The 12,008-nt window shown below is 70.0% G+C and carries 9 protein-coding genes and 1 pseudogene; 2 read left to right on the forward strand and 8 right to left on the reverse strand.

Annotated features, from left to right (window positions below; translation table 11 throughout):
• The 3 genes from G6026_RS08140 to metH all read right to left on the reverse strand — a co-directional run.
• A partial coding sequence (locus tag G6026_RS08140; RefSeq protein ID WP_182612875.1) for a hypothetical protein occupies positions 1-514 on the reverse strand: 514 nt, incomplete at its 3' end.
• A gap of 93 nt (positions 515-607) precedes the next feature.
• Positions 608-2,557, reverse strand: a complete 1,950-nt coding sequence (locus G6026_RS08145) for a heavy metal translocating P-type ATPase (RefSeq protein WP_107756455.1) — start codon at positions 2,555-2,557, stop codon at positions 608-610.
• Between the two features lie 64 nt (positions 2,558-2,621).
• On the reverse strand, positions 2,622-6,182 hold the full coding sequence (gene metH, locus G6026_RS08150) for a methionine synthase (RefSeq protein WP_182612876.1): 3,561 nt from the start codon (positions 6,180-6,182) through the stop codon (positions 2,622-2,624).
• Positions 6,183-6,231: 49 nt separating this feature from the next.
• Between metH and G6026_RS08155 the strand changes: the two genes are divergently transcribed.
• The gene (locus G6026_RS08155; RefSeq protein WP_107756456.1) at positions 6,232-7,164 is read left to right on the forward strand and encodes a PAC2 family protein; all 933 of its coding nucleotides are present in this window, start codon (positions 6,232-6,234) and stop codon (positions 7,162-7,164) included.
• 30 nt (positions 7,165-7,194) lie between these two features.
• On the opposite strand, the gene mshC is transcribed toward G6026_RS08155, so the two are convergent.
• The 5 genes from mshC to G6026_RS08180 all read right to left on the reverse strand — a co-directional run bounded on the left by mshC (position 7,195) and on the right by G6026_RS08180 (position 11,509).
• The gene (gene mshC, locus G6026_RS08160; RefSeq protein ID WP_182612877.1) at positions 7,195-8,445 is read right to left on the reverse strand and encodes a cysteine--1-D-myo-inosityl 2-amino-2-deoxy-alpha-D-glucopyranoside ligase; all 1,251 of its coding nucleotides are present in this window, start codon (positions 8,443-8,445) and stop codon (positions 7,195-7,197) included.
• A gap of 27 nt (positions 8,446-8,472) precedes the next feature.
• Positions 8,473-9,255 carry an SCO1664 family protein gene (locus G6026_RS08165; protein WP_107756458.1) on the reverse strand — a complete coding sequence of 261 codons (783 nt, stop codon included), beginning with the start codon at positions 9,253-9,255 and terminating at the stop codon, positions 8,473-8,475.
• Positions 9,252-9,839 carry a DUF3090 domain-containing protein gene (locus G6026_RS08170; protein ID WP_107756459.1) on the reverse strand — a complete coding sequence of 196 codons (588 nt, stop codon included), beginning with the start codon at positions 9,837-9,839 and terminating at the stop codon, positions 9,252-9,254. Before G6026_RS08170 ends, G6026_RS08165 begins: the two co-directional genes overlap by 4 nt.
• 76 nt (positions 9,840-9,915) lie before the next feature.
• Complete coding sequence (locus tag G6026_RS08175) at positions 9,916-10,623, reverse strand: histidine phosphatase family protein (protein WP_107756460.1); 708 nt, start codon at positions 10,621-10,623, stop codon at positions 9,916-9,918.
• A 40-nt stretch (positions 10,624-10,663) separates the two neighbouring features.
• Positions 10,664-11,509, reverse strand: a complete 846-nt coding sequence (locus G6026_RS08180; RefSeq protein ID WP_228549168.1) for an undecaprenyl-diphosphate phosphatase — start codon at positions 11,507-11,509, stop codon at positions 10,664-10,666.
• Positions 11,510-11,683: 174 nt separating this feature from the next.
• On the opposite strand from G6026_RS08180, the pseudogene G6026_RS08185 reads away from it, so the two are divergent.
• Positions 11,684-12,008, forward strand: a pseudogene (locus tag G6026_RS08185) (hypothetical protein); the annotation flags it as partial.

Raw genomic sequence — 12,008 nt, forward strand, 5'->3', positions numbered from 1 at the left:
CTGCCGGGACGAGGAAGCGCTCGGTATGGGTGGCGGAGGCGAACGGTACGACCGACCCGGGGGCGAAGGTCGGTAAGGCGGACTTGCTGGTGGTGATGGTGACCGCCAACCGCCCGTGGCCGGTGAACACACCGCCGATGCCGACTTCGGGTCCGGTCGACTGGACGGTGTGCACCCCCCTGGTATCGGTATCGATGTTGTGCCACTCCACCGTCGCCGAGTTGAACGGCAGCAGGGTGGCCGAGAAGTCGAACGAGCCGACGGGCTGGTCGAGGTCCCTGGCGTTCGCGCTCAGCGCCTGGTGGAAACGCTCGTCGCCGCCCAGCCTGCAGGTGGTGAAGGCGCCGAAGCGAATGGTGTGCTCACCGCCCAGCGGGTACGGCATACGGACATCCCAGGCGGGCGACTCGCGCCATACCTGCGCTGACGCCACAGGGGATCCGATCGCCGCCCCTCCCCCGGCGAGCAGGGTCGCCGCACAGGTGAGCGCAACTGACCGACGGATGATACTCATGACAGTCTCCTCGACGACTACGGCTCTCGGGCGGTCCCCGGGGCACACGGCCTTACCGGGTTATCGGTGCGGGCGGGCAGGATGTTAGTCGCGTCACCGTCGCCGGGCGGTCCGTGCCTCCAGTGGTTCGGTCGGCCGTACGTCGAAGTCGCTGAGCTTGTGCGGTGCGATCACGACGCGTGCCGAGTTGAGGATCGCGAGGACGTCGATGACCTCCTGTGCGATCGCCCCGGCGAGAGGGCTGAGGAGGCCGAAGACCGCGAGAAGCATCCCGATCACGGAGGCGGCCATCCCACCCAACGCCGACTGCAGAGCGATCCGACGCATACGCGCCCCTATATGGAGGAGGTCGTCGAGTCGCTCCAGAGAGGAGTCCAGCACCACGGCGTCGGCGGCCTCGGCGGTCACGTCGGACGTGGAACCGAAGGCGACCCCGGCCGAGGCGGCCGTCATAGCGGGCGCGTCGTTGATCCCGTCGCCGAGGTACAGGGTGGGACCCGCCGACGTGCGCTCGCGGACGATCGCGAGTTTCCCCTCGGGAGTGACCCCGCCGTAGACCTCGGTGATACCCACCCGGTCCGCCAACCGGCGGACCTCGGCCTCACGGTCACCGGAGATGATCATCATCCGTGTGACTCCGTGTGCGCGCGGGAGATGCGCGATGAAGTCAGCCGCGGTTGCCCGCGGTTCGTCACGGAATCGGAGGACCGCGGCGTACCGGTCGTCGACGAGGACGACCGCCTCCATCCCCGTCTCGGATCCCGGGAGCAGGCTGGACGCGCCCGGATCGACCTCGGCGAGCCCGCGACGGTTGGTCAGGCGGACCACGCGTCCACCCACCTCGCCGACCAGTCCGGCGCCGGGCCTCTCCGCGACGGAGGTGGTGGCCTGGGTCCCGAGGTTCCGTTCGGCTGCCGCGTCGATGACGGCTCTGGCGAGCGGGTGGCGGGAGTACGCCTCGATCGCCGCCGCCGCGGCGAGCACCTCGTCGGGATCCATCCCGGGCCTCGCGACGATCTCCGTGAGGACCGGACGCCCATAGGTCAGCGTGCCGGTCTTGTCGAACATCATCGTCTCGACGCGTCCGACGTTCTCGAGCATCGCCGGATTCCGGATGATGATGCCCCGCTTGGCGGCCAGCGAGATGGAACCGATGATCGCGACGGGGACGCCGATGAGGAGCGGGCACGGGGTCGCAACCACGACCACCGCGAGGAAACGGGTCGGATCTCCGGAGAACGCCCAGCCGAGGATGCCCAGCGCCAGCGCGATCAGCGTGTACCAGGCGCCGAGGCGATCGGCGAGACGACGCATCGGGGGCCGGTTCTCCTCCGCCTCCCGCAGCACGCCGACGATCTGCGCATAACGGGAATCCGCCGCCACCCGGTGGGCGCGGACGGTCAGTGGTGATTCGCCGTTGATAGCGCCGGAGAGCACCTGCGCCCCTGGTGTCTTGGGGACGACGTACGGCTCGCCGGTGAGGTACGACTCGTCCATCGCGCCTCTGCCCTCCGCCACCTCGCCGTCGACGGGGCACAGTTCGTGGGGCAGGACGAGCAGAAGGTCACCGACCAGCACGTCATCGGCAGGGAGGTCGTCGATGCCCTCGGTCGCCGTGTCCCCGCGGAGGCGGTGCGCGATCGTCGGGCTCCGTCGGGCGAGGGCGTCGAGAGTCGCCGATGCCCTGCGGGACGCCGCGGCCTCGAGCGCCTCTCCCCCGGACAGCATGAGGACGATGATCGCGGCCACCAGCCACTCGGAGAGCAGGACCGCGGTGACGATCGACACCGCGGCGAGCATGTCCGCTCCCCCGGCACTCTTCACCGCCGAGCGGACGACCCCGATGATGAGGGGGATCCCGCCGACCACCACCACGGCGACCAGCGGCGCGCGGATCACCCACTCCGTGATGTCGGAGACGTCGGGGTCGGTGAGCGCACGCGAGAGAAGATGGATCACGATCGCCAGGACGGTGGTCAGGGCGAGGACGCCCTGTCGAGAGCCAACGAACGTCCGCAGCGCCCCGCCCCGCCCCCAGTCCATCCACTCATCATCACCCGGCAGGGAAGCCCCCACCAGCCAGGAGAGGCTACCCTGGGCGCCCGGGTCACACGTTGAAGTACTTCGCCTCCGGGTGGTAGAGCACGAACGCGTCCGTCGACTGTTCGGGGTGGAGCTGCAACTCCTCCGAGAGTTCGACACCGATGCGCTCCGGCTCGAGCAGGTCCACCACGACCCGGCGCGACTCCAGGTCGGGGCAGGCGCCATAGCCGAAGCTGTAGCGGGCTCCCCGGTACTTGAGGTCGAAGTAGTCGTGGATGGTGTCGGGGTCCTCGTCGGAGACGGCGCCCTCGGGCAGGCGGAGTTCGTCGCGCACCCGCCGGTGCCAGAACTCGGCCAGCGCCTCGGTGAGCTGGACCGACAAACCGTGGACCTCGAGGTAGTCGCGGTAGTTGTCCGCAGCGAACAGCTCATTGGCGAAGTCCGCGATCGGCGTCCCCATGGTGACGAGCTGGAAGGGCAGCACGTCGACGGTCCCCTCGGCCTCACAGCGCTCCCTGGAGGCGAGGAAGTCCGGGATGCTCAGGAACCGGCCCCGCTGTTGGCGGGGGAAGGAGATCCGGTGCAACACCTCGGCGTCCGGGCGCGGCTCGGCCAGGACACAGATGTCCTGGCCCTCCGAGTAGGCCGGGAAGTACCCGTACACCACGGCGGAGTGGGCCAGGATCCGCTCGGTGGTGAGCCGGTCGATCCATGACCGCATGCGTGGTCGTCCCTCGGTGGCGACCAACTCGTCATAGTCGGGGCCGTCCCCGCTGCGGGTGCCGCGGAGTCCCCACTGCCCGAAGAACAGGGCGCGCTCGTCGAGGTGCCCGACATAGTCGGCCACCGGGATCCCCTTGGCGATGCGCGTCCCCCAGAAGGGCGGGGTGGCGATGGGCTGGTCCGCCGCGACGTCCGAACGCTCCGGGACCACGACGGGCTCGGCCTCGGCGGCCCTCTTGGCGGCGATCCGCTCGCTTCGGGCCCTCCGCTCGCGCCGTTCCGCGGCCTTGGCCGACGCGTCCGAGGACTCCGCCATGGGGACGCCGGTCCGCTTGGCCGTCATGACCTCGTCCATGAGGCGCAGTCCCTCGAAGGCGTCCCGGGCGTAGAACACCTCACCCTCGTACATCCCGGCGAGGTCCACCTCGACGTAGGCACGCGTGAGGGCCGCACCACCCAGGAGAACGGGGTAGTCGCCGGCGATGCCCTCCGAGTTGAGTTCCGCGAGGTTGTCCTTCATCACCACGGTCGACTTCACCAGGAGACCGGACATGCCGATCACGTCGGCCTTGTGCTCCCGGGCCGCCGAGATGATGTCGGCGATCGGCTGCTTGATTCCGATGTTCACCACGTCGTACCCGTTGTTGGACAGGATGATGTCCACCAGGTTCTTGCCGATGTCGTGGACATCGCCCTTGACCGTCGCCAGGACGATACGACCCTTGCCGTCCTCGTCGCTGGCCTCCATGTGGGGTTCCAGATGCGCGACCGCGGTCTTCATGGTCTCGGCCGACTGCAGGACGAACGGCAGTTGCATCTGGCCGGAGCCGAACAGCTCGCCTACCGTCTTCATGCCGCTGAGCAGGTGGGTGTTGATGATCTCGAGCGGGGGGATCTCCTCCATCGCCGCGTCGAGGTCGGCCTCGAGGCCCTTGCGTTCCCCGTCGACGATCCGCGCGGACAGCCGATCCATGAGCGGCATCGCGGCGAGTTCGGCCGCCCTGGCGTCCTTGGTGCTGGCCGTCGACACACCGTCGAACAGCTCCATGAAGACCTGGAGGGGGTCGTACCCCTCCTTGCGGCGGTCGTAGACGAGGTCCAGCGCGACCTCACGTTGACGCTCGTCGATCTTGCTCATGGGCAGGATCTTGGAGCTGTGCGCGATCGCACTGTCCAGACCGACCTGGATGCACTCGTGCAGGAACACGGAGTTGAGAACCTGTCGCGCGGCGGGGTTGAGGCCGAACGAGATGTTGGACAGGCCCAGGGTGGTATGGATCCTGGGGTGCGATTCGGTGAGTCTGCGGATCGCCTCGATGGTCTCGATCCCGTCCCGCCTGACCTCCTCCTGACCGGTGGAGATGGGGAAGGTGAGGCAGTCGATGATGATGTCGTCCTCGGCGATCCCCCAGTTCTCGGTGAGATCGGTGATGATCCGCTCCGCGATCGCGACCTTGCGGTCGGCGGTGCGTGCCTGGCCCTCCTCGTCGATGGCCAGCCCGACCACCGCGGCGCCGTGGCGCGAGACCAGTTCCATGATCTTCTGGAAGCGCGACTCCGGGCCGGCCCCGTCCTCGTAGTTGACCGAGTTGACCGTGCACCGTCCCCCCAGGTGCTCCAGGCCGGTCCGGATGACCTCGGGCTCGGTCGAGTCGAGCATGATCGGCAGGGTGGACGAGGTCGCCAGACGCCCGGCCAGCTCGGCCATGTCCCCCGACCCGTCCCTGCCCACGTAGTCCACGCAGAGGTCGATCATCTGCGCCCCGTCACGCATCTGCTCCTTGGCGATGTCCATGCAGGTGTCCCAGTCGGCGGCGAGCATCGCCTCCCGGAACCGCTTCGACCCGTTGGCGTTGGTGCGCTCGCCGATCATGAGGATGCCGGCGTCGGCCCGCAGGGGGGTCGAGGTGTAGAGGGAGGCGACGGCGTTGACGGGTTCGACCCGCCGTTCGGCCTTCGACCGCGACCTCACCTCGTCCCTCAGCCGCGTGATGTGCTCGGGGGTGGTGCCGCAGCAGCCACCGACCATCGACAGCCCGAACTCGGAGACGAAGTCGGCCACCTGGGGGCCGAACGCCTCGGCGCCGAGTGGGTAGACGGCGCCGTGTTCACCCAGTTCGGGGAGGCCGGCGTTGGGCATCACCGAGACGGGGACACCGGCGTGCTGGGTGAGGTAGCGCAGGTGCTCGATCATCTCGGCCGGTCCGGTGGCGCAGTTGAGGCCGATCATGTCGATCCCGAGCGGTTCGAGAGCGGTCAGAGCTGCTCCGATGTCGGAGCCCAGGAGCATGGTCCCGGTGGTCTCGATGGTCACGTGTGTGATGATCGGCAACCGGCGCCCCGCGGCCGCCATCCCGTCCTGGCACCCGAGCACGGCTGCCTTGACCTGGAGCAGGTCCTGGCTGGTCTCCACCAGGAACGCGTCCGCCCCGCCCCGCGCCAGCCCCTCCGCCGCGCGGGTGTAGGCCTCCCGCATCTCCTCGAACGTGCTCTGCCCGAGCGAGGGCAACTTGGTCCCTGGCCCGAGGGAACCCAGCACCATCCGGGGGGTCCCGTCCTCGGACGGACCCATCTCGTCGGCGACGCTCCGGGCGATCGCCGCACCCTTCTCGGCCAACTCGCCGATGCGGTCGACGATGTCGTAGTCCCCGAGGTTGGACAGGTTGCACCCGAAGGTGTTGGTCTCGACCAGATCCGCGCCGGCCTCGAAGAACGCGCGGTGGATGTCCGCCACGACGTCGGGTCGGGTGGCGTTGAGGATCTCGTTGCACCCCTCCAGGCCGAGGAAGTCCGCATCGACGTCGAGGTCGACGGCCTGCAGCATCGTGCCCATCGCCCCGTCGCTGATCAGCACTCGCCGACGGGCGGCGTCCAACAGGGGCGAATCGAAATCGGCAGACATGGCCCCAGTGTATGGGTGCCCCGGAAGTCGCCGTCCGTAGGCTGTACGGATGACTGTCGAATGGACCCCCGACGGGCCTCTCGATCTCGAGAGCCCCGTCATGATCGTGGCCTTCGAGGGCTGGAACGACGCCGCCGACGTGGCCACCGGCACGGTCGAGCACCTCGCCCTGACGTGGGAGGCGCGGCAGATCGCTGAGATCGGTGGCGACGAGTTCTTCGACTACCTCGACCAGAGACCGACGGTCCGGCACTCACAGGGGGTGTCGAGGTCGGTCGAGTGGCCGCAGATCCTGGTGTCCGTGTGCCGACCGGACGGGGTCGACCACGACGTCCTGCTGGTCCGCGGTCCCGAACCCGGCCTGAAGTGGCGCCGGTTCGCCTCCGAGTTCGTGGACCTCGTCGACACGCTGGCGGTCACCGAGGTGGTGTTGCTGGGTGCCTACCTGGCCGATGTCCCCCACACCCGCCCGGTTCCCCTCACCGGGACGGCGTTCAACCGCCAACGGATCGCCGACATGGGAGTGCGGGCGTCCGACTACGAGGGACCCACCGGGATGACCGGTGTCCTCCAGCAGCTCCTCACCGAGGCCGGTGTCCCGACGGTGAGCCTGTGGGCGGGTGTCCCGCACTACGTGGCCGCCCCACCCAACCCGCGCGGCACCGAGGCCGTCCTGTCCTGGCTTGCGGGCACTCTCGGGGTGGCCGTCCCGATGGATGCGTTGCGGGTGCAGTCCCGCACGTGGGTGGCGAAGGTCGACGCCGCGGCCGGCGAGGACGAGGACCTGCGCGACTACATCCAGTCCCTCGAGGACCGGATGGACGAGGAGAACGGGGTCGGCGCGGGGGTGGATCCCGAGCCCGACCGTGGGCGGGTCGCCGACGGTGAGACGATGCCGCTGGTCGACGGCGACTCGATCGCCGCCGAGTTCGAGCGCTTCCTGAGAGGAGACCGGGACGAGCCCGACACCGGCCAGGTGTGATGTTCGGCTGGAGCGGCCCCGGGACGGCCGTCAGGTGGCGGGGGCGAGGCCGAGCAGGGCGTCGAGGGCGATCGCGACGGAGGATCCGGCGGACGGGTCCGACTCGTCGCCGGCCAGGGTCGCCTCCGCCCAGTCGTCGACCGCGGCCAGGGCGCCAGGGGTGTCGAGGTCGTCGGCGAGCCGGTCGCGCACCGTGGCGATGGTCGCGGCCGAGTCGGCGCCCGCTTCCCGAGCGATCGCACGGAACCACCTCTCCCACCGGGAGCGGGCCTCCGCGAGCAGCTCCTCCGACCATGACCGGTCCGTCCGGTAGTGCCCGGCGGCCAGTGCGAGCCGGATCACCGCCGGGTCCACCCCCTGGTCGCGCAGAGTCCTGACCCGCACGAGATTGCCCAGCGACTTGCTCATCTTGACCCCGTCGAGGCCGATCATCGCCGCGTGCACGTAGAAGCGCGCGAACGGTGAGCGGCCGGTCGCGGCCTCCGCGTGGGCTGCGGAGAACTCGTGGTGTGGGAACGCGAGATCGCTTCCCCCGCCCTGGATGTCGAACTCCATTCCCAGCCTGTTGCGTGCGATGGCAGAACACTCGATGTGCCAGCCCGGCCTGCCCGCTCCCCAGGGTGAGGGCCAGGACGGCTCCCCGGGCCGTGCCACCCGCCACAGCAGCGCGTCCAGCGGGTGCTCCTTCCCGGGACGGTCGGGGTCCCCGCCGCGCTCGGCGAAGGCGTCGGCCATCTGCGCCGCGTCATACCCCGACTCGTACCCGAACGCCGGGGTGGACCGGTGGCGGTAGTAGACGTCGGGGTAGCCGTCGACCCCCGGGTCGATCGTGTAGGCGTGGCCGCCGTCGACGAGTTCGGCGACCATCTCCACGACCTCGCCCACGGTCTCCGTGGCGGCCACGTAGTCGCGTGGGGGGAGCACACGGAGTGCCTGCATGTCGGCGCGGAAGAGGTCGGTCTCGCGATCGCCGAGTTCCCTCCAGTCCACGCCGTCGCGCTCGGCGCGCTCGAACAGCGGGTCGTCGACGTCCGTGGTGTTCTGGACATAGTGCACCTCGTGCCCGGCGTCCAGGAGGAGCCGGTACACCAGGTCGAAGGTCAGGTACGTCGCGGCGTGACCGAGGTGGGTGGTGTCGTAGGGGGTGATGCCACAGACGTACATCCCCGCGACGGGCCCGGCGGACACCTCGCGGATCCCGCCACTCGCGGTGTCGAACAGTTTCAGCGGGGCGCCGTCGCCGGGTACGGCGGGGACGACGGGCGGGGGCCACGAGTGCATGCGGCCGAGTCTAGATACCGCGGGATATCAGAAGAGCGGCCAGGGTAACGGGTACCCCGGCCCCGGCGCGGGGAACACCTCCCCCTCCACCAGCGCGGCGACCCGCTCCTCCAGCGCGCGGACCTCGCCGGGTGCGAGCAGGTCTCTCAGAGCGCCCGCCAGGGGGCCGTCCCCGGCCAGGCCGTCGCGCACCGTCTCGAGGGCCTCGAGATCCTCCGGTGGCAGGGGCTGGCCCGCCCACCCCCACAGGACGGTGCGCAGTTTGTCCTCGGTGTGGAAGGACAGGCCGTGGTCGATCGCCCAGATCTGACCGGAGGTGTCGACCAGGACGTGACCGCCTTTGCGGTCGGCGTTGTTGACGACGAGATCGAACAGCGCGATGCGGCGGAGTCGGTCGTCGAGAGCGTGCGCCACCACCACCTCCTGTCCTCCCGAACCCTGGCCACGCAGCACCGCCACGCGGCCGGGAGGCAGGGCGTCGACGGAATGCACGTCGACCGGGTCGTGGCCGGGAGTCTCGGTCCGGTCGATCTCGTCGACCCACCGTTGCGCCATCCCCGGGCCGCCCGGGCCGTGCGCCCCCACCGTCTCCGGCACCAGGTCCCACCCCAGCGCGACGGACACCGTGTACGCCGCGATCTCCCGGGCCGCCAGGCTGCCGTCGGGGAAATCCGTGAGGGGGCGCTCTCCCGCCGAGGGCTTGTAGACCCAGTGTTCACCCAGTGTGTCCACGCAGCGGTACACCGCGTTGCTGCCCGAGGGGATCCGGTGCAGAACGGTGAGTTCGGGGCCCGGCGGGCGGGCGGTCACGGATCGACGAGGTCGGCGAGCGCCTCACCGGAACGAGGGAGGTACCCGTTGAGGCGGATGCACAAGTGTCCCGTCGTGTCGATCGGCTCCCCGCACAGCGGGCACGGGGCACGGCCGGCGGAGACCACCTTCTCGCTGCGCAGGACGAACTGCCGTGCCCGTTGCGGGGTCAGGAACACGCGGAGCGCGTCGGGGGCGTCCTCGGCATCCGAGAGGACGACCGACTCGTCGGTGGCGGCGGGGTCCGCCGCGAGCAACTCCACGACGATCTGGCTCTTCTCCCCGTCCCAGCCCAGGCCCATCGTCCCCACCTGGAACTCCGCGTCGACGGGCATCTCCAGTGGCGCGAGATCGTCCACGACGCCCGCGGCCGGGGGGACGGGGACATCGGACTTCGCGGCGATCTCGTCGAGGAGGTCGCCCATCCGCTCGGAGAGGATCTGGGCCTGCTGCTTCTCGCACCGGACGGAGACGGTCCGGCCTCCACCCGTGGCCTGCACGAAGAACACGCGCTCGCCGGGCTGGCCGATCGTGCCCACCACGAACCTCGCCGGGTCGCGGAACTCGTGGACTTCCCTGCTCATGCCGGTCGTCTCCTCGGTGCTGTGCTGTGAAGTGTACTGCCGGGTGGTGCCGGGCGGTCCTGGGCGGAGGTGCGGTTCACAAGGGTACGTTCCCGCCCGGCACCGCGTCCGAGCTGGCGTCGCCCGCGGTGGCCCGGCCCACGTGTCCGGCGGGTTCCCCCCGGAGACTCGCCAGGTCCCCGCCGGTGTCGTTGACCCGGAGGACGAACGGCCGGTGAGGTGTGTAGCGCACCACCGACACCGATCCCGGTTCGACCACTATGCGCTGGAAGTGGTCGAGGTGCATTCCGTACGCGTCGGCGATCACCGACTTGATCACGTCCCCGTGGCTGCACGCCACCCAGAGGACGTCGCGGCCCGCGTCCTCCGCCAGGCGTCGGTCATGTGCCCGGACGGCAGAGACCGCGCGGGTGGCCATCTCCGCGAGGGATTCGCCCTCCGGGAAGACGGCCGAGGAAGGATGCTGCTGCACCACCGACCACATGTGTTCCGACGCGAGCTCGCTCAGGGCCCGTCCGGTCCACGACCCGTAGTCGACCTCGACCAGGCCCTCGTCCACGACCGGCTCCACCCCGAACGCGGCGGCCAACGGCTCGACCGTCTCCCGGCAGCGCATGAGCGGCGACCGGACGACCGCTTCGACGGGCAGCCCCGCCAGGCGTCGACAGAGGTCCTGCGCCTGCGTGCGGCCCGTCTCGTCGAGCGCGACCCCGGAGGTACGGCCGGCCAGTGTGAGGGCGGTGTTGGCGGTGGAGCGGCCGTGGCGCAGGAGGATGACGGTCATGACGGCAGGTTACCGAGGCCGCGCCGTATCCGTGGTGCGGTCAGGTCGCGGGGATCGTGCCGGTGGACAGCAGGACGATCACGACCAGACCGAGGATGATGCGGTAGCCGGCGAACCAGGCCAGGGAGTGCTTCTGGACGAAGCGTAGGAGCCAGGCGATGGCGATGTATCCCAGCACGAACGCGATCACCGATCCCACGACCAGCTGGATCCCGGTGGCGGACTGCCCCACGGACGGCTCGAAGGCGTCGGGGAGGCTGAACAGTCCCGAGGCCAACACCGCCGGGATGGCCAGCAGGAAGGAGAACCGTGCGGCGGCTTCGCGGGACATGTTGAGGAACAGGCCCGCGGAGATGGTGCCGCCCGACCGGCTGACGCCGGGGATGAGGGCCAGGCACTGGGCCAGGCCCATGACCACGGCGTCCTTGAACCTCAGACCCTCGAGCGACTGGCCGTCGACCGGGCGGTCCTGCCTTCCGACCTTCTCCGCGATCAGGAACACGAACGAGAACGCGATGAGGACGATCGCCGTGATCCACAGATTCCGGGCCGCGTCCCGGATGAGGTCCTTGCCGAGGAACCCGATCACCGCGATGGGGATCGACCCGATGATGACGTACCACCCGAGGCGGTAGTCCGGGTCGTCGCGGTGTCCGGCGTCGAACACGCCCCGGAACCAGGCGACGACGATCCGCACGATGTCCTTGAAGAAGAACACCAGAACGGCCGCCTCCGTGCCGAGCTGGACGACCGCCGTGAACGAGGCGCCCGCGTCCGACCCGAACATCCAGGTGGAGAAGATCCGAAGGTGCCCGGAGGACGAGACCGGCAGGAACTCCGTGATCCCCTGGATCACGGAGAGCACGACCACCTGGAGCCAGGACATGCCGTCCGCGGCGGGGGCGGCCAGGACCGTCGGGTTCACGGGCGCTGCTTTCTGTCGGGGACCGTGGGCACGGGAGCGGGTGGTCCCCGCACCGCCGTGAGGGTAGTCGCCCGGACCTGGACGGAGACTGAGGACCCGCGTGAGGGACACTGTGGGCACGTCGAAAGGAACACCGTGCCCCTTCGTGCCCACCGCCGCACCGCGGTCACCGCCGCCGTCATCTCCCTCGTCGTCGGGCTCGCCGGTTGCGCGTCGACCACCGGCCAACTGGAGGACTACACCGGGATCGAGCAGGGGAACGCCAGCCCGGCCCCCGCGCCGTCGGCCGCCGACCCCGAGGGTGGCGAGGTCGTCCCGGCGCCGGGATCCGTGTCCTCACTTGTCGCCGTGGGCGACCGGGTGCTGGCACAGGTCGACGGCCCACCGGCCCTGGAGATCGCCCGGGTGGACGGCATCCGGTGGATCCCCGAGACGACCGTCGAGCTGCCCGCGGACGCGG

This window comes from Dietzia sp. DQ11-38-2, assembly GCF_014145055.1.
Taxonomy (GTDB): Bacteria; Actinomycetota; Actinomycetes; order Mycobacteriales; family Mycobacteriaceae; genus Dietzia.